Here is a 16,626-nt window from a genome sequence, read left to right as displayed (position 1 = left end):
GCCCCTCACCCCGCCCCTGCCGAGGCAGATCCAACGCCACAGCCGCAGCCGAGCCGCAGAATTCCCGCACCGCATTCGTCCGAGCCACCACACGCCCCTGGTGCACCACGATCCGGCTGTAGGCCAGCGACAGCGCCCCCGCCAGCCGGTCCCCGCGCACAGCGAGCAGTTCGGCCGGGAAACCCGCATCCACCCGTACCTCGGGCAGCCCGAGCGCTGCCCGGGCCGACGAACTCACCGCGTCGTACGCGTCCTCGGGCCGCAAGCCGTAGCGGGAGGCCAGCAGATACGCCGCCTCCAGCGGGTCGCCGCGCCCCACCGGGTTCGATACGTCCCTCAGGGCGCCGCTGCCCGCCACGACCCGCACCCCGGCCGACCGCAGCAGCCGTACGGGAGCCGTCCCGCGCCGGTCGACGCCCGAGCAGCCGCCCTGGGGCAGGCAGGCCACGGTCACCCCGGCAGCGGCCAGCTGGTCCGCGGCCCGCGACGCCACCTCTGAGGGCAGTCGCCCGAGCCCGCCGCACGGTCCGAGCGTCACGCCGGGCCGCAGCCCGCCCGCCATCGCCGCGAGTCGCGTGAGCCGCGCCGGGTCGTCACCGTCCGTGTGCAGGTCGACCGGGCAGCCGTGCTCGGAAGCGACTTCCAGGACCGCCTCCACGTACCCCGTCGGATCGGGGTCGAGATCCGGACAACCGCCCACTACGGAGGCACCCATTTTCACCGCGTCCCGCAGCATCGCCAGCCCTTCGATACCGGCGAGCCCGGTCAGCACCCGTGGCATCGCCACCGCCGTCAGCTCGGTGAGCCCCCGCAGCGCGCGCCGCGCCTGGAGCACCGCCTCCAGCGCGCCGAGCCCCTGCACATCACCGATGCGCACGTGGGAACGCAACGCCGTGGCCCCATGCCCGAGCTGCAGCAACGCGGCCTCGGTCGTACGGCGCTGGACGTCCTGATCGTCGTACGAGACAGGGCCGTCGCCGTCGGCCGAAAGGGCCGTGTCGCCGTGGGCGTGCGGCTCCGCGGGGGCCGGCAGGAGCAGATAGCCGGCGAGGTCCACGCGCGCGGTGTGCATGCTGAGGCTGCCGGCCGTGCCGACGGCCTCGATGCGCCCGCCGCCCAGCCGCACGTCCACGGTCCGGCCGTCCGTGAGCCGGGCACCGCACAGCAGGAGGGCGGAGCCGTCGGTCCGGCCCGACGAGGGACCCGACGACGAGGAAGGGGGCTGCTGCGGCTGGCTGTCGGGCATCGCGCTCCTGGGGCTTCGGGGCGGCTGCGAAGGGGGACATTGATCACGCAGCGTGAGTCGAGCCTAGGGTGACGAGCAGTGCGCTTCGAGGAGGAGCGGAATAGTCGTACCGGTGTGGTCCGCTGTGCAGAAGGGGCTGTTGGAGCTCATGGGAACAGCCGAGAACGCCGGGAACGGGGTGGTGCAGGTGCCGCGAAACGGATTTGGGCGATCGGCTGCCGAGCGTGTAATGTCTTCATCGCTCGCCCCAATAGCTCAGTCGGCAGAGCGTCTCCATGGTAAGGAGAAGGTCTACGGTTCGATTCCGTATTGGGGCTCTGGTGTGTGAGGTCCCGCCGTGAGGCGGGATTCGATCGCATCACAGCGGTGTAGCTCAGTCGGTAGAGCAAGCGGCTCATAATCGCTGTGTCACCGGTTCAAGTCCGGTCACCGCTACTGACAGTAGCCGATTGTGGGGTCGGTCCTCCGATCGGCTACTCTTCTGTGCGTTGTACCGTCCCATCCGTCCGGCAAGGAGCACTCACGTGGCTGCCACCGACGTCCGCCCGAAGATCACGCTGGCCTGCGTGGAGTGCAAGGAGCGGAACTACATCACCAAGAAGAACCGGCGTAACAACCCGGACCGTCTTGAGATGAAGAAGCACTGCCCGCGTTGCAATGCGCACACCGCGCATCGCGAGACGCGATAAAACAGGCTCGTACGCGAGGCCGCCCCCAGCTGATGGGGGCGGCCTCGCGTCGTTGTCGGCCGCATCGGCCGACCGGCCGCATGCTGTTCCGGGCAATCACAGCGAAAACCAGGAGGTGCCGGGTCCATGGCGCTCGACCAGTCCTTCGTGGGGCGGTCCTATCCGCCCACCGATCCCTATGAGGTCGGCCGGGAGAAGATCCGCGAGTTCGCGGAGGCAGTGGGGGACCCCAACCCCGCGTACACGGACCCGGAAGCCGCCAAGGCGCTCGGGTACGCCGATGTGATCGCCCCGCCCACCTTCGTTTTCTCGATCACCTTCAAGGCCGCGGGACAGGTCGTCCAGGACCCTCAGCTGGGCCTCGACTACAGCCGCGTCGTGCACGGCGACCAGAAGTTCGTCTACGCGCGGCCGGTGCGCGCGGGCGACCGGCTGACGGTCACCTCGACCATCGACGCGATCAAGTCCATGGCGGGCAACGACATCCTGGACATCCGGGGCGAGGTTCACGACGAGGCGGGCGAGCACGTGGTCACCGCCTGGACGAAGCTCGTGGCCCGCGCGGCAGAGGAGGGCTGACCCGCATGGCGGCGAAGATCGCGTACGACGACGTCGAGGTCGGCACCGAGCTGTCGGCTCAGAGCTTCCCCGTGACCCGCGCCACGCTCGTGCAGTACGCGGGCGCCTCCGGGGACTTCAACCCGATCCACTGGAACGAGAAGTTCGCGGTCGAGGTCGGCCTCCCCGATGTCATCGCGCACGGCATGTTCACGATGGCCGAGGCGATCCGGGTCGTCACCGACTGGGTCGGCGATCCGGGCGCGGTCGTCGAGTACGGCGTGCGCTTCACCAAGCCCGTGGTCGTCCCGAACGACGACAAGGGGGCCACGATCGAGGTCAGCGCCAAGGTCGCGGCGAAGCTGGACGACAACACCGTGCGCGTCGACCTCACGGCGACGAGTGCGGGACAGAAGGTCCTGGGGATGTCGCGGGCGGTCGTACGACTGGCCTGATGGCATCCCATGAGTAAGGGGCACCCTCAATGGAGGCGTGCCCCTTACTCGTACGCTCCGATCGCACTCGTACGCTCCGACCGCGCTCCAACGCGACGGGGAAAGCCGCTGCCGAAATGGCTGCAACAGCACCCCCTTGACCTAGGTAGTGATTGGCCACTAACTTAGCTCGCATGGTCAGGATGAGCGCAGAAGAGAGGCGTGAGAGCGTCATTCGCGCGGCGACGGGTGAGTTCGCCCGGGGCGGCTACTACGGCACGTCCACCGAGGCGATCGCCAAGCGTGTGGGTGTCTCGCAGCCATATCTCTTCCGCCTCTTCTCCAGTAAGAAGGCGATCTTCCTCGCGACGGCGGAGCGCTGCACGGAGGACACTCGCCGCACTTTCGAGGAGGCCGCCAAGGGGCTGGAGGGCGAAGAGGCCCTGCACTCCATGGCGGACGCGTACACCAAGCTCATCGCGGAGCAGCCGGAGTTGCTGCTGATGCAGATGCAGATGTACGCCGCGGTGGGGGCCGCCGAAGAGGCGGGTGACCATGAGTTCGGCGAAGCGGTGCGGGCCGGCTGGATGCGCCTGTGGGACACCGTCCACCTGCCGCTGGGTGCCGACGTCAACGACACCACGACCTTCCTGGCTTACGGGATGCTCGTCAACTGCCTGGTGGCCATGGGGTTTCCGCCCGAGCACCGGGTGTGGGAGGGGCTCTATCCCTCGGCTCGGGCCAAGGGCCGACTCGAACTCTGAAATGACAGTGGCGTAGATCGTCGCCTCTTCATGCCTGTGAAAGTTAGTCATCAATTACTAACCAAATCTCTGGGGGAGCGATGTCACAGGAGACACCAAGTCGCGGGAGCACAGCCTGGGCTCTCGTCATCACCAGCGTCGCGGGGTTCATGGCGGCGCTCGACAATCTCGTCGTCACCACCGCCCTGCCGTCGATCCGCGAGGACCTCGGGGGAGGGATGGAAGACCTGGAATGGACCGTGAGCGCGTACACGCTCACCTTCGCCGTGCTGCTGATGTTCGGCGCGGCGCTCGGGGACCGGTACGGCCGCCGTCGGCTCTTCCTCACCGGCATCACGATCTTCACCGTGGCCTCGGCCGCCGCGGCCATGGCGCCCGGTATCGACTCGCTGATCGCCGCTCGGGCGGTGCAAGGCGTCGGTGCGGCGATCATGATGCCGTTGACGCTGACCCTGCTGACGGCCGCCGTGCCCGCCGCCAAGCGCGGTATGGCGTACGGGATCTGGGGTGCCGTCAACGGACTCGCGGTCGCCTCCGGGCCACTCATCGGTGGCACTCTCACCGAACACGTCTCCTGGAACTGGATCTTCTGGCTGAACGTGCCGCTCGGCCTCGCCCTGCTGCCGCTCGCCCGGATGCGCCTCTCGGAGTCGTACGGCTCGGGCGCCCCGCTCGACATCCCCGGCACTGTGCTCGCCAGTGGCGGCCTCTTCGGGATCGTGTACGGCCTGATCCGCGGCCCCGTCGACGGCTGGACCAGCGGGCCCGTGCTGACGGGCCTGATCGCGGGCGGCGCGCTGCTCGGCGGCTTCGTCCACCACGGCATCCACAGCAAGAACCCGATGCTGCCCATGCGGCTCTTTCGCAGCCGGGCCTTCGCCGGGATCAACCTGGCCAGCCTGCTGATGTTCCTCGGGATGTTCGGCTCGATCTTCCTGCTCAGCCAGTACATGCAGGGCGTTCTCGGCTACTCGCCCACCGAGGCGGGGCTGCGGATGCTGCCCTGGACCGGCATGCCGATGCTCATCGCTCCGGTCGCCGGCTATCTGTCCGACCGGATCGGTGGTCGCCCGGTCGTCGCCGTAGGCCTGTTCCTGCAGGCCGTCGGACTGGGCTGGTTCGCCTCCGTGGTCGCGGCCGACACCTCGTACGCCACGCAGCTGCCCGCTCTGGTCATCAGCGGCATCGGCATGTCCCTCTTCTTCGCCCCGGCCTCCAACCTGGTCATGTCCAGTGTCCGGGCACAGGAGCAGGGGATCGCGTCCGGCGCCAACAACGCGCTGCGCGAGGTCGGCGGCGCGCTCGGTATCGCCGTGATGGCCTCGATCTTCTCCGCGCAGGGCGGTTACGAGACCGGTCAGTCCTTCGTGGACGGGATCCGGCCCGCGCTGTGGGTGGGCGCCTCCGCGGTGGCCCTGGCGGGCATCGCGGCACTGTTCATCCCGACCCGCCGCCGTGCGGCCGAGATGGAGGTGCGGGGCGCGGAGACCGCACCCGGGCCGGTACTGGAGACGGCCTCCCACTGAGTCGAGCCCCATGGAGAACGGCCCCGCCCTGACCGGCGGGGCCGTTCTCGTACCCTTGTGCACGTGCAGGAACTCCACGATGCCCCGCTCGCCCCACTGACCACCTTCCGTCTCGGTGGCCCCGCCACGCGGCTGATCACCGCGACGACCGACGCCGAGGTGGTCGCCGCCGTCCGCGAGGCCGACGGCACCGGTACGCCGCTGCTGCTCATCGGAGGCGGCTCCAACCTGGTCATCGGCGACAAGGGCTTCGCCGGCACCGCCCTGCGCATCGCCACGCGCGGCTTCGAACTCGACGGTACGAAGCTGGAGTTGGCCGCCGGTGAGGTGTGGACCGACGCGGTCGCCCGCACTGTCGAGGCCGGCCTCGCGGGCATCGAGTGCCTCGCCGGAATCCCCGGCTCCGCGGGCGCGACGCCCATCCAGAACGTCGGCGCGTACGGCCAGGAAGTGTCGTCGACGATCACCGAAGTGATCGCGTACGACCGGAAGACCCGCGAAACGGTCACTGTTCCGAACGCCGAGTGCGCCTTCTCGTACCGCCACAGCCGCTTCAAGGCCGACCCCGAGCGCTTCGTCGTCCTGCGCGTCCGCTTCGAACTGGAGGACGCCGACGGGCTCTCCGCGCCGATCAAGTACGCCGAGACGGCTCGCGCCCTCGGTGTCGAGGCCGGCGATCGCGTGCCCCTCGCGGCCGCCCGCGAGACCGTCCTGAAGCTGCGCTCCGGAAAGGGCATGGTCCTGGACCCCGAGGACCACGACACCTGGTCGGCGGGGTCGTTCTTCACCAACCCGATCCTCACGGACGAGGAGTTCGCGGCGTTCCACGCGCGCGTGGAGGCGCGTCTGGGGACGGGCGTCACCCCGCCCGCGTACCCGGCGGGCAACGGCCACACCAAGACCTCCGCGGCCTGGCTGATCGACAAGTCGGGCTTCACCAAGGGCTACGGCACGGGTGCCGCGCGCATCTCCACCAAGCACACCCTCGCCCTCACCAACCGCGGGGAGGCCACCACCGATGACCTGCTCGCGCTGGCCCGCGAGGTCGTCGCCGGAGTCCACGCCGCCTTCGGGATCACGCTGGTCAACGAACCGGTGATGGTGGGCGTCAGCCTTTGATGTGCCCTCCAGGGGGACGATTTTCGAAAACCGGCCCCCAGTAGAGCCTCATCAGCAACCGGGCCCTACTAGAGGGCTAGTAAGCCACCCCCCAGACATCCGCGCGCCCGATCGTGCGGCCCTTGCGGGGCACGCCGCCGACGGCCGTCCGGTACGTACCGGTCAGCGGCTTGTCGAGCAGGCGGGGCGGCCGCACGGACGTCCAGCCGGTGGCGCTGTTCGCCACGTCCTCCGGCGAGCGGGGCCGCGCTCACCACCAGCAGCCGTCGTACCTCCTCCGCCTCCACGGCCCGCAGGACGGACCGGGTCAGCCGTGCCGCGACCCCGGCGTCCTTGCGGCTGCGGGCGCCGAGCCCGGACAGGACCGCCCGCCGGCCCGCGACCGCGGCTCGCAGCGCCTCAGGGGCCGTCAGCTCCGCGCCCGCGGAGCAGGCCGCAGGCCGCGTCAGTCCCGACGCGGACACCTTCGCTGCGGCCTCGCTCCTCCTCGGCGCCTGCGCGCAGCGCGCCTTCGCCTACGACGCGACGAAGGAGGGTGCGGCGCCGTCCGTGGAGCCCTTCGCGCGGTCACTCGCCCGCACGCTCCTGAGTGGGATCTCCACCACCGACCAACCGTCGTGACCGTCGGCGTTTTCCGCCCCCGCCGCCCCTACCCGTCCCATCCCTGGGGCTGCGCCCCAGGCCCCCCCTTGAGAGGTCGTGTTTCGGCTGCGGGTTCGTTGTGGCTGGTCGCGCAGTTCCCCGCGCCCCTTTAGGGCGCCCTTTAGGGGCGCCCTAAAGGGGCGCGGCACTGAGCCAGGTGTCGATTCCGGACAGGAGCTTCTCCTTGACGTCCTGGGGCGCCGCCGACCCCCGTACCGACTGCCGCGCCAGCTCGGCCAGTTCCGCGTCCGTGAAACCGTGATGGTGCCGTGCGATCTCGTACTGGGCGGCCAGCCGTGACCCGAAGAGGAGCGGATCGTCCGCGCCCAGCGCCATCGGAACCCCGGCTTCGAAAAGCGTGCGCAAGGGGACGTCCTCCGGCTTTTCGTACACCCCTAGGGCCACGTTCGACGCCGGGCACACCTCACACGTGATCCCGCGGTCCGCGAGCCGCTTCAGCAGACGCGGGTCCTCGGCGGCCCGCACGCCGTGCCCGATGCGCGACGCGTGCAGGTCGTCCAGGCAGTCACGCACGGACGCGGGACCCGTCAGCTCGCCGCCGTGCGGTGCGGACAGCAGCCCGCCGTCGCGTGCGATCGCGAAGGCACGGTCGAAGTCCCGTGCCAGGCCCCGGCGTTCGTCGTTGGAGAGGCCGAAGCCGACGATGCCGCGGTCCGCGTACCGCACGGCCAGACGGGCCAGCGTGCGGGCGTCCAGCGGGTGCTTCATACGGTTCGCGGCCACCAGGACCCGCATCCCGAGCCCGGTCTCGCGCATGGCCGAGTCCACCGCGTCCAGGATGACCTCCAGGGCCGGAATCAGCCCGCCCAGCCGAGGCGCGTACGACGTCGGATCGACCTGGATCTCCAGCCAGCCGGAGCCGTCCCTGAGGTCCTCCTCGGCAGCCTCGCGCACCAGCCGCTGAATGTCCTCGGGCTCTCTGAGGCACGACCGCGCCGCGTCGTACAGCCGCTGGAAACGGAACCAGCCCCGCTCGTCCGTGGCCCGCAGCTTCGGCGGCTCGCCGCTGGTCAGCGCGTCGGGAAGATGGATCCCGTGCTTGTCGGCCAGTTCCAGCAGGGTGGTGATCCGCATCGAACCGGTGAAGTGCAGGTGCAGATGGGCTTTCGGCAGCTCAGAGACATCACGTACGTGCTCCATCTGAAGATCCTCCCGTACGCCCCCGTCGAGTCGGTAGCGCTTTCCCCGAACGTGGTCTTGCTCGCACTGAGAAGCGGGCCGCCTCCCCAAAGGGAAGCGACCCGCACGCACGCGTGGAGCACGAAAACGAAAACGGCGACCCCAGGACGTACCAAAACTGTCAGGCCCGCGCCTCCGCCAGCAGCTTCTGGATCCGCGAGACACCCTCGACGAGGTCCTCGTCACCCAGGGCGTACGACAGTCGCAGATAGCCCGGCGTGCCGAAGGCCTCGCCCGGGACGACCGCGACCTCGGCCTCCTCCAGGATGAGGGCGGCCAGCTCGACCGAGTCCTTCGGGCGCTTGCCGCGGATCTCCTTGCCGATGAGGGCCTTCACGGAGGGGTACGCGTAGAAGGCGCCCTCGGGCTCGGGGCAGACCACGCCGTCGATCTCGTTGAGCATCCGAACGATGGTCTTGCGGCGCCGGTCGAAGGCCTCACGCATCTTGGCGACGGCTTCCAGGTCGCCCGAGACGGCGGCGAGCGCGGCGATCTGAGCCACGTTCGACACATTGGACGTGGCGTGCGACTGGAGGTTCGTCGCGGCCTTCACCACATCCTTCGGGCCGATGATCCAGCCGACGCGCCAACCCGTCATCGCGTACGTCTTCGCGACACCGTTGACCACGACGCACTTGTCGCGCAGCTCGGGCAGGAGGGCCGGCAGCGACACGGAAGCGGCGTCCCCGTAGACGAGGTGCTCGTAGATCTCGTCGGTCATCACCCACAGGCCGTGCTCGACGGCCCAGCGGCCGATGGCCTCGGTGTCGGCCCGGTTGTAGACCGCGCCGGTCGGGTTCGAGGGGGACACGAAGAGGACGACCTTGGTCTTCTCCGTACGGGCCGCCTCCAGCTGCTCGACCGAGACGCGGTAGCCCGTGGTCTCGTCGGCGACCACCTCGACCGGGACGCCGCCGGCGAGACGGATCGACTCCGGGTACGTCGTCCAGTACGGAGCCGGGACGATCACCTCGTCACCCGGGTCGAGGATCGCGGCGAACGCCTCGTAGATGGCCTGCTTGCCGCCATTGGTCACCAGGATCTGCGAGACCTCGGGTTCGTAGCCGGAGTCGCGCAGTGTCTTCGCGGCGATCGCGGCCTTCAGCTCCGGCAGACCGCCGGCCGGCGTGTAGCGGTGGTACTTCGGGTTCTTGCACGCCTCGATGGCGGCCTCGACGATGTAGTCCGGCGTCGGGAAGTCGGGCTCACCGGCACCGAAGCCGATCACCGGACGCCCGGCGGCCTTCAGGGCCTTCGCCTTGGCGTCCACGGCGAGGGTGGCGGACTCGGAGATCGCGCCGACCCGGGCGGAGACCCGGCGGTCGGTGGGAGAGGTTGCAGCGCTCATGAGGCCCATCGTTCCAGACCCGAAACGTCCGCGGCACACGGGTTTCACAGACTGAGCGAGCCTCGCCAAGGCCCGTACGGACGCTTTCTGTTCGACGACCGGCCGCCGACCACGTACACTCTCACCTCGTTGGCCTTCACCGGCCGCACGCACCGGATGCACACCGAGCACTCGGACGGATGCGGTACGTTGAAGGGAAACAAAGGGTCGTAGCTCAATTGGTAGAGCACTGGTCTCCAAAACCAGCGGTTGGGGGTTCAAGTCCCTCCGGCCCTGCTACACACTCCTTTCGCCAGGATGTGTGCACATGTACGTACTGCAATGCACCCGCCGTGCGGCTCGACCGGGCGCGGCACGGCCACGACCCGGAATCAGGTGAGGACGAGTGACGGACGCCGTGGGCTCCATCGACATGCCTGATGCCCAGGATGAGGTGCCGGAGTCCAAGAAGAAGGGCCGCAAGGGCGGCAAGCGTGCCAAGAAGGGCCCGCTGAAGCGCCTCGCCCTCTTCTACCGCCAGATCGTCGCGGAACTCCGCAAGGTCGTCTGGCCGACTCGCAGTCAGCTGACGACGTACACCACTGTGGTGATCGTCTTCGTTGTCATCATGATCGGTCTGGTGACTGTGATTGACTTTGGACTCGACAAGGCGGCCAAGTACGTCTTCGGCTGAGCCAAGCGCGAAGGGCGCCGTACTCGGCGCCCCGTTTCGCGTGTTCCACCCCATGTATCCAGGAAGAAGCAGCCACCGTGTCTGACCCGAACCTGAACGACGCCATCGAGTCGGCGGAGTCCGTTGAGGACGAGCTCGACATCGTCGAGGCTGCGGACGCCGAGCAGAACGTCGAGACCGCCGAGAACGTCGAGACTGCCGAGAACGCCGAAGACACCGCTCTGGCCGAGGCTGCCGACGCCGAGTCGGTCGAGGAGGCGTCCGTCGAGGAGGCGTCCGTCGAGGACGCTCCCGTCGCCGAGGAAGCTGCGGAAGAGGCCCCGGAGGAAGTCGAGGAGGCAGAGGCCGAGGAGGCAGAGGCCGAGCCGGCCGAGCCCGTCGACCCGGTCGTCGCCCTCCGCGAGGAGCTTCGCGGTCTGCCCGGCGAGTGGTACGTCATCCACACCTACGCCGGTTACGAGAAGCGCGTGAAGGCCAACCTGGAGCAGCGCGCCGTCTCGCTGAACGTCGAGGACTTCATCTACCAGGCCGAGGTCCCCGAGGAAGAGATCGTCCAGATCAAGAACGGCGAGCGCAAGAACGTCCGGCAGAACAAGCTGCCCGGTTACGTCCTCGTTCGCATGGATCTGACGAACGAGTCCTGGGGTGTCGTCCGCAACACGCCCGGCGTCACCGGCTTCGTGGGCAACGCCTACGACCCGTACCCGCTGACCCTGGACGAGATCGTCAAGATGCTCGCCCCGGAGGCCGAGGAGAAGGCCGCCCGTGAGGCCGCCGAGGCCGAGGGGAAGCCGGCTCCGGCCCGCAAGATGGAGGTCCAGGTGCTGGACTTCGAGGTCGGCGACTCGGTCACCGTCACCGACGGCCCCTTCGCGACGCTCCAGGCGACGATCAACGAGATCAACGCCGACTCGAAGAAGGTCAAGGGCCTCGTCGAGATCTTCGGCCGCGAGACTCCGGTCGAGCTCTCCTTCGACCAGATCCAGAAGAACTGATCTCAGTTTCAGAAGAACCAGCTCCTCGGGGCCTTCTGAAACACTCACTTCCGTCCAGGTCAGACCGGCTCCCACTGGGGGCGCCCCCGCTTGCGGGGGATGGTCTGACCTGCTCGGTTTCAGGCTGCGCCACATTGGCCGTTATCGTGGTGCGGTTGCCCTTCGCGGCAACATGACAAGGCAAGACAGACAAGGAAAAGGCAGAGGACCCGGAATGCCTCCCAAGAAGAAGAAGGTCACGGGGCTGATCAAGCTCCAGATCCAGGCCGGTGCCGCCAACCCGGCTCCGCCGGTCGGCCCGGCGCTGGGCCAGCACGGCGTCAACATCATGGAGTTCTGCAAGGCCTACAACGCCGCGACCGAGTCGCAGCGCGGTTGGGTCATCCCGGTGGAGATCACGGTCTACGAGGACCGCTCCTTCACCTTCATCACCAAGACTCCGCCGGCTTCCCGCATGATCCTGAAGGCCGCGGGCGTCGAGAAGGGCTCTGGCGAGCCGCACAAGACCAAGGTCGCGAAGCTGACGCGTGACCAGGTCCGCGAGATCGCCACCACCAAGATGCCCGACCTCAACGCCAACGACCTGGACCAGGCGGAGAAGATCATCGCCGGTACCGCTCGTTCCATGGGCATCACGGTCGAGGGCTGACCTTCACCATCCGTAAGGCCTGTGCGGCGACAACCGCATGGGCACGTGGCAGGGCCTGCTCGGTCCGTACCACGACTCCTCAGAACACATCAGGAGCAGTAGTGAGCAAGCGCAGCAAGTCTCTCCGCGCTGCGGACGCCAAGATCGACCGGGAGAAGCTGTACGCCCCGCTCGAGGCAGTGCGTCTCGCCAAGGAGACCTCCACGTCGAAGTTCGACGGCACCGTCGAGGTCGCCTTCCGCCTGGGCGTTGACCCGCGCAAGGCCGACCAGATGGTCCGTGGCACCGTGAACCTCCCGCACGGCACCGGTAAGACCGCCCGGGTCCTGGTCTTCGCGACCGGTGACCGTGCCGAGGCCGCTCGTGCCGCGGGCGCCGACATCGTCGGCGCCGACGAGCTCATCGACGAGGTGTCGAAGGGCCGTCTGGACTTCGACGCCGTCGTCGCCACCCCGGACCTCATGGGCAAGGTCGGCCGCCTGGGCCGTGTCCTCGGCCCGCGTGGTCTGATGCCGAACCCGAAGACCGGCACCGTGACCCCGGACGTGACCAAGGCCGTGTCCGAGATCAAGGGCGGCAAGATCGAGTTCCGCGTCGACAAGCACTCGAACCTGCACTTCATCATCGGCAAGGCGTCCTTCGACGACACCAAGCTGGTGGAGAACTACGGCGCCGCGCTGGAGGAGATCCTCCGTCTGAAGCCGTCCGCCGCAAAGGGCCGGTACATCAAGAAGGCCGCCATCACCACCACGATCGGCCCCGGCATTCCGGTCGACCCGAACCGCACCCGCAACCTCCTCGTCGAGGAGGACCCGGCCGCCGTCTGAATCTGACGACAGCCGCGAGCGCCGTCCGGCGTGTGCAGGCGTTCTTTTCAGCGGGCCCCGCAACCTTTCGAGGTGCGGGGCCCGTCCCTTTGGTGGATGTGGATTTCGGATCCGGGGTGTCAGTGGCCTGCGCTAGCGTGCGAGGCACAGGAATCCCATAGGGGTGGGTGGACAGTGGGCTCAGGGGTGGGACAAATGAAGAGCACGATCGCGCGCCGTGTGACCGTCTCGATCGCGGTGGTGGCCGCGTTGACGGGGGTGGCGGCCTGTAGTGGCTCGGACTCCGGCGAAGGCTCGAAGGGCGATGACAAGGCGGCCGGCAAGGACGCGACCCGGGTCAGTCCGATATCGGCCCTGCGCTCCGTGGAGAAATCCACCGACAAGGCCGACTCCGCCAAGGTCGAGTCCACGACGACCATGGGCTCGATGATGTCCATGAAGGCGGACGGCGCTCTTGGCTGGGCCGATGGTCTCACCGGCAAGCTGACGATCACGTACACCGGCGGGACGATGGCCGACACGATGCGTCAGATGGGCGCCACGTCCATGGAGGCCCGTTATCTGCCCGACGCCTACTACGCGAAGATGGGCGACCGGTTCGCCGCGCAGTCGGGTGGCAAGCACTGGATCAAGTACGCGTACGAGGATCTGGCGGATCTTGCCGGTGGTTCGGGTGCGTATCTGAAGGACCAGATGCAGAACACCACCCCGAATCAGTCGGTGAAGCTGCTGCTGGCCTCTGGTGATGTTCGGAAGGTCGGTGAGGAGGAGGTGCGTGGGGTGAACACCACGCACTACTCGGGGACGGTGGACGTCGCGGACCTCGCCGGGCGGAACTCGAACCTCAGCGAGGATCAACTGGCCGACATGAAGCGGCAGTTGGAGCAGGCCGGGATTACCACCGAGACGGTCGACATCTGGGTCAACGATGACGATCTGCTGGTGAAGAAGGTCGAGAAGGGGGAGCTGGCCAGCGGCTCCATGTCTTCCACGGCGTATTACAGCGGCTACGGGGTGGAGGTTTCCGCGGAGGAGCCTCCGGCTGGTGACACTGCCGACTTCAGGGACCTCATGCAGAGTCAGCCGTCGGCCTCCGGCGGTTGAGCGGTTGGGTTCGTTGTCGGGTGAAGGTTGTCGCGAACAGCCACAACTAACCCTGGGATAGGGTCGCGCTTTGTTCGGTGATCGGTCGTATCGGTGATCGGTCGTATGTTCCTGGGGGGACTCGTGGTGTTTTCTGTACGCGGCATTGTGGTGGGGCGCAGAGCTGTTGGTGGCGTTCTCGGGGTCGCGTTTCTGGCTGGGGGCGTAAGTGCCTGTGGGGGCTCCGACGAGGGGAGTGGGGACTCTCCGCGTATGACGCCTGCCGCGGCTGTGGCGAAGGCGGCGAAGAACACGGAGGACATCACCTCCCTCCGTTACCGGATGACCGGCAAGGTCCCGGTGGAGGGCCGTGTCGAGGCCGAGGCCTCGATGAGCCTGAAGCCCTCGGTCGCGATGAGCATGAAGATGAACGCGCTGGACCAGGGGGCGGACGGCAAGGTCGAGATCCGGCTTGTGGACAAGGCCATGTACCTGGGCGGGGGCGCCGTCGCCAAGGAGATGGACGGCAAGAACTGGATGAAGCTCGATCTCTCCGGGGCCGCGGGCAATGCCCTGGGCAGTGGCGGGATGGGGAGTCAGGCCAACAAGAACCCGGCGCAGGAGTCCACCTTCCTGACCGGCTCCAAGGACGTGAAGAAGGTCGGCACCGAGAAGGTCGACGGCGTCGAGACCACCCACTACAAGGGCACGGTCACCCTCGACCAGTTCCGCGAAGCCCTCAAGGACGAGGACAAGGCGACCCGTGAGAAGCGGGAGAAGAGCCTCGACCAGTACGAGCAGCTGGGCGTCGACAAGCTCACGATGGACATGTGGATCGACGGCGAGGACCACACCAAGCAGTTCCGCATGCGGGGCGACGCCGACAAGGGCGCGCTCGACATGACCATCACCTTCCTCGACTTCAACGAGCCGGTGAAGGTCGAGGCGCCGCCCGCCAAGGACACCATGGACCTGGCCGACATGATGAAGGACGCCCAGAGCTGATGAAGGACGCCCGGAGCTGAGGACCGCCGACGTGTTTTGACACGTGACGCGACAGGTGCGTACTCTTCCACAGAAGCCAAAGACCGCTGGTCGTTGCCGTGTGCTCGTACGAGGGCATGGTGGCCGAAGGATCCGCTGAACTGCGGGCGACCCGCGTAGGTGACTGTGGAAGTGCTCCCGCGTCCTGTTCATAGGATGTCCGGTCGAGTTCACGCCCCGTGCGCCTGCGCCGGGGCGTTTCGTTTTGAGTCGAACCCCTTCCTCGTGTGCCTGATTCAGGCGGTCCGGCGACATACGGCTGATCGCGAGGTCAGTCGAGGATCATCACCCCGGAAGGAGGCCGAGGCTCATGGCGACGTCCAACAAGGTCCCAGAGGACAAGGTCGCAGCCGTTGAAGAGATCACCAGGAAGCTGCGTGACTCCAACGCGGCTGTCGTGACTTCTTACACCGGACTGACCGTGGCGCAGCTCAAGGAGCTCCGCCGTTCTCTCGGCGAGAACGCTCAGTACCGAGTGGTGAAGAACACGCTGACCCAGATCGCGGCCAAGGAGGCCGGGGTCCAGCTGGACGAGCACCTCAAGGGCTCGACCGCTGTTGCCTTCGTGACCGGTGACCCGGTCGTGGCGGCGAAGGGTCTTCGCGACTTCGCCAAGGACAACCCCGCTCTCGTCATCAAGGGCGGTGTCCTTGACGGCAAGGCGCTGTCCGCCGACGAGATCAAGAAGCTTGCGGACCTCGAGTCCCGCGAGGTTCTGCTCGCCAAGCTGGCGGGCGCCATGAAGGGCAAGCAGTCCCAGGCTGCCGCGCTCTTCCAGGCGCTTCCGTCGAAGCTCGTCCGCACCGTGGACGCGCTTCGCGCCAAGCAGGCCGAGCAGGGCGGTGCCGAGTAACTCGGCTCGCACAATGACCGGCGCCGCACAGGGGCGACGGTCACAGCGGGCCAGACGTACGCCCGCCGACATGTACATCCGGCACCAGCCGATTTAGTGGAAGGATCGCCCATCATGGCGAAGCTCAGCCAGGAAGACCTGCTCGCGCAGTTCGAGGAGATGACCCTCATCGAGCTCTCCGAGTTCGTGAAGGCGTTCGAGGAGAAGTTCGACGTCACCGCCGCTGCCCCGGTCGCCGTTGCCGGCGTTGCGGGCCCGGGTGCCCCCGCCGCCGAGGCCGAGCCGGAGAAGGACGAGTTCGACGTCATCCTCACCGGTGCCGGCGACAAGAAGATCCAGGTCATCAAGGTCGTGCGTGAGCTGACCTCGCTGGGTCTGAAGGAGGCCAAGGACCTCGTGGACGGCGCTCCGAAGCCGGTCCTCGAGAAGGTCGCCAAGGACGCCGCCGACAAGGCCGCCGAGTCCCTCAAGGGCGCCGGCGCCTCCGTCGAGGTCAAGTAAGTCTCCCTGCGCGGCTACGGCCGCGTGGCGACTTCCGTGACCATGGCTCTTCCGTAGAGGGCTGTAAGGCTCTCCCGTAGGGCTGTAACGCGGACGCACTGAGGAGCGATCACCCAACTGGGTGGTCGCTCTTCGGCGTTCGAGGGGGTGCCGGTAGCGGCTGCCTTGCGCTGTAGGTCGCGGCGAGTATGGTGATCTTCGTTGTGCCTTCGGCCGCCCCGGTGACGGGCAGCAAGCCGGGCTGCAAGTGACGATCGCAGCACCCGGTTTGGGCATGGGGGGCCTTGACGAACCGCACGCAGCGCGCAATTCTCAGGACGCGTCGTCACAACGATCCGGATCCGAGGCATGGATCGACGGCGGAGAGGGAAGTATCGATGTGCATTGAGGGCGTGGCTTGCAGCAGGGGTTGAGAACAACGAGGGTCTTCAAAAACCCGCACTGGACATCAGTGGGCCTAGTGGCTACACTGACC

The 16,626-nt window shown here is 67.8% G+C and carries 17 protein-coding genes, 3 tRNA genes and 2 pseudogenes; 18 read left to right on the top strand and 4 right to left on the bottom strand.

What is annotated here, in order from left to right:
- Positions 1-1,246: amidohydrolase family protein (locus G5C60_RS21075; protein WP_165261568.1), on the bottom strand; the 1,246-nt coding region annotated here is incomplete at its 3' end.
- A gap of 244 nt (positions 1,247-1,490) precedes the next feature.
- On the opposite strand from G5C60_RS21075, the gene G5C60_RS21070 reads away from it, so the two are divergent.
- From G5C60_RS21070 to G5C60_RS21035, 8 genes are all read left to right on the top strand, one after another.
- A tRNA-Thr gene (locus G5C60_RS21070) sits at positions 1,491-1,563 on the top strand.
- Between the two features lie 45 nt (positions 1,564-1,608).
- Positions 1,609-1,681: transfer RNA gene (locus tag G5C60_RS21065), tRNA-Met, on the top strand.
- Between the two features lie 89 nt (positions 1,682-1,770).
- Positions 1,771-1,935: a 50S ribosomal protein L33 gene (gene rpmG, locus G5C60_RS21060; protein WP_003948671.1), complete on the top strand. Its 165-nt coding sequence runs from the start codon at positions 1,771-1,773 to the stop codon at positions 1,933-1,935.
- A gap of 126 nt (positions 1,936-2,061) precedes the next feature.
- A complete protein-coding gene (locus G5C60_RS21055) occupies positions 2,062-2,514 on the top strand; it encodes a MaoC family dehydratase N-terminal domain-containing protein (RefSeq protein ID WP_165261566.1) in 453 nt (150 codons plus the stop codon).
- Positions 2,515-2,519: 5 nt separating this feature from the next.
- Positions 2,520-2,948 carry a MaoC family dehydratase gene (locus G5C60_RS21050; protein WP_165261564.1) on the top strand — a complete coding sequence of 143 codons (429 nt, stop codon included), beginning with the start codon at positions 2,520-2,522 and terminating at the stop codon, positions 2,946-2,948.
- 173 nt (positions 2,949-3,121) lie between these two features.
- Positions 3,122-3,691 carry a TetR/AcrR family transcriptional regulator gene (locus G5C60_RS21045; protein ID WP_206439790.1) on the top strand — a complete coding sequence of 190 codons (570 nt, stop codon included), beginning with the start codon at positions 3,122-3,124 and terminating at the stop codon, positions 3,689-3,691.
- An 80-nt stretch (positions 3,692-3,771) separates the two neighbouring features.
- A complete protein-coding gene (locus tag G5C60_RS21040; RefSeq protein ID WP_165261560.1) occupies positions 3,772-5,217 on the top strand; it encodes an MFS transporter in 1,446 nt (481 codons plus the stop codon).
- A 57-nt stretch (positions 5,218-5,274) separates the two neighbouring features.
- Positions 5,275-6,336, top strand: coding sequence for a UDP-N-acetylmuramate dehydrogenase (locus G5C60_RS21035; protein ID WP_165261558.1), 1,062 nt, complete (start codon positions 5,275-5,277; stop codon positions 6,334-6,336).
- Between the two features lie 94 nt (positions 6,337-6,430).
- Here G5C60_RS21035 and G5C60_RS21030 read toward each other — a convergent pair.
- Positions 6,431-6,755, bottom strand: a pseudogene (locus tag G5C60_RS21030) (NAD(P)H-binding protein); the annotation flags it as partial.
- 4 nt (positions 6,756-6,759) lie between these two features.
- On the opposite strand from G5C60_RS21030, the pseudogene G5C60_RS21025 reads away from it, so the two are divergent.
- Positions 6,760-6,957: pseudogene (locus G5C60_RS21025) on the top strand (TetR/AcrR family transcriptional regulator); the annotation flags it as partial.
- A gap of 153 nt (positions 6,958-7,110) precedes the next feature.
- Here the strand turns inward: G5C60_RS21025 and G5C60_RS21020 are convergent.
- Both G5C60_RS21020 and G5C60_RS21015 read right to left on the bottom strand, forming a co-directional pair.
- Positions 7,111-8,139 (bottom strand): adenosine deaminase, encoded by a 1,029-nt coding sequence (locus tag G5C60_RS21020; RefSeq protein ID WP_165261556.1) that lies wholly within the window; start codon positions 8,137-8,139, stop codon positions 7,111-7,113.
- A gap of 160 nt (positions 8,140-8,299) precedes the next feature.
- Positions 8,300-9,526: a pyridoxal phosphate-dependent aminotransferase gene (locus tag G5C60_RS21015; protein WP_165261554.1), complete on the bottom strand. Its 1,227-nt coding sequence runs from the start codon at positions 9,524-9,526 to the stop codon at positions 8,300-8,302.
- Positions 9,527-9,729: 203 nt separating this feature from the next.
- Here G5C60_RS21015 and G5C60_RS21010 point away from each other — a divergent pair.
- The 9 genes from G5C60_RS21010 (at position 9,730) to rplL (ending at position 16,151) form a co-directional block, all read left to right on the top strand.
- Positions 9,730-9,802, top strand: a tRNA-Trp gene (locus G5C60_RS21010).
- Positions 9,803-9,911: 109 nt separating this feature from the next.
- Positions 9,912-10,199, top strand: a complete 288-nt coding sequence (gene secE, locus G5C60_RS21005; RefSeq protein WP_165261552.1) for a preprotein translocase subunit SecE — start codon at positions 9,912-9,914, stop codon at positions 10,197-10,199.
- A gap of 77 nt (positions 10,200-10,276) precedes the next feature.
- Positions 10,277-11,194, top strand: coding sequence for a transcription termination/antitermination protein NusG (nusG, locus tag G5C60_RS21000; protein ID WP_165261550.1), 918 nt, complete (start codon positions 10,277-10,279; stop codon positions 11,192-11,194).
- A 214-nt stretch (positions 11,195-11,408) separates the two neighbouring features.
- Positions 11,409-11,843 (top strand): 50S ribosomal protein L11, encoded by a 435-nt coding sequence (rplK, locus tag G5C60_RS20995; protein ID WP_165261548.1) that lies wholly within the window; start codon positions 11,409-11,411, stop codon positions 11,841-11,843.
- A 101-nt stretch (positions 11,844-11,944) separates the two neighbouring features.
- Positions 11,945-12,670 (top strand): 50S ribosomal protein L1, encoded by a 726-nt coding sequence (gene rplA / locus G5C60_RS20990; RefSeq protein ID WP_165261546.1) that lies wholly within the window; start codon positions 11,945-11,947, stop codon positions 12,668-12,670.
- 195 nt (positions 12,671-12,865) lie between these two features.
- Positions 12,866-13,774 (top strand): SCO4651 family lipoprotein, encoded by a 909-nt coding sequence (locus G5C60_RS20985; protein WP_165261544.1) that lies wholly within the window; start codon positions 12,866-12,868, stop codon positions 13,772-13,774.
- A gap of 105 nt (positions 13,775-13,879) precedes the next feature.
- Entirely contained in the window at positions 13,880-14,758 is an 879-nt protein-coding gene (locus G5C60_RS20980) for an SCO4651 family lipoprotein (RefSeq protein WP_241266947.1), read from the top strand.
- A 349-nt stretch (positions 14,759-15,107) separates the two neighbouring features.
- Entirely contained in the window at positions 15,108-15,650 is a 543-nt protein-coding gene (rplJ, locus tag G5C60_RS20975) for a 50S ribosomal protein L10 (RefSeq protein WP_165261540.1), read from the top strand.
- A 114-nt stretch (positions 15,651-15,764) separates the two neighbouring features.
- A complete protein-coding gene (gene rplL, locus G5C60_RS20970; RefSeq protein ID WP_165261538.1) occupies positions 15,765-16,151 on the top strand; it encodes a 50S ribosomal protein L7/L12 in 387 nt (128 codons plus the stop codon).
- The last annotated feature ends 475 nt before the right edge of the window (positions 16,152-16,626 follow it).

The organism is Streptomyces scabichelini, assembly GCF_011045015.1.
Lineage (GTDB): Bacteria > Actinomycetota > Actinomycetes > Streptomycetales > Streptomycetaceae > Streptomyces > Streptomyces scabichelini.
The sequence above is the reverse complement of the archived record's forward strand: the minus strand, read 5'-3'. Positions and strand labels throughout refer to the sequence as shown.

Coding starts and splice junctions, on each gene's coding strand:
- G5C60_RS21015 (WP_165261554.1), bottom strand. CDS start 9,526: ATGAGCGCTGCAACCTCTCCCACCGACCGCCGGGTCTCCGCCCGGGTC.
- G5C60_RS21050 (WP_165261564.1), top strand. CDS start 2,520: ATGGCGGCGAAGATCGCGTACGACGACGTCGAGGTCGGCACCGAGCTG.
- G5C60_RS21045 (WP_206439790.1), top strand. CDS start 3,122: ATGGTCAGGATGAGCGCAGAAGAGAGGCGTGAGAGCGTCATTCGCGCG.
- G5C60_RS20985 (WP_165261544.1), top strand. CDS start 12,866: ATGAAGAGCACGATCGCGCGCCGTGTGACCGTCTCGATCGCGGTGGTG.
- rplL (WP_165261538.1), top strand. CDS start 15,765: ATGGCGAAGCTCAGCCAGGAAGACCTGCTCGCGCAGTTCGAGGAGATG.
- rplJ (WP_165261540.1), top strand. CDS start 15,108: ATGGCGACGTCCAACAAGGTCCCAGAGGACAAGGTCGCAGCCGTTGAA.
- G5C60_RS21055 (WP_165261566.1), top strand. CDS start 2,062: ATGGCGCTCGACCAGTCCTTCGTGGGGCGGTCCTATCCGCCCACCGAT.
- G5C60_RS21020 (WP_165261556.1), bottom strand. CDS start 8,139: ATGGAGCACGTACGTGATGTCTCTGAGCTGCCGAAAGCCCATCTGCAC.
- G5C60_RS21040 (WP_165261560.1), top strand. CDS start 3,772: ATGTCACAGGAGACACCAAGTCGCGGGAGCACAGCCTGGGCTCTCGTC.
- rplK (WP_165261548.1), top strand. CDS start 11,409: ATGCCTCCCAAGAAGAAGAAGGTCACGGGGCTGATCAAGCTCCAGATC.
- G5C60_RS20980 (WP_241266947.1), top strand. CDS start 13,880: ATGTTCCTGGGGGGACTCGTGGTGTTTTCTGTACGCGGCATTGTGGTG.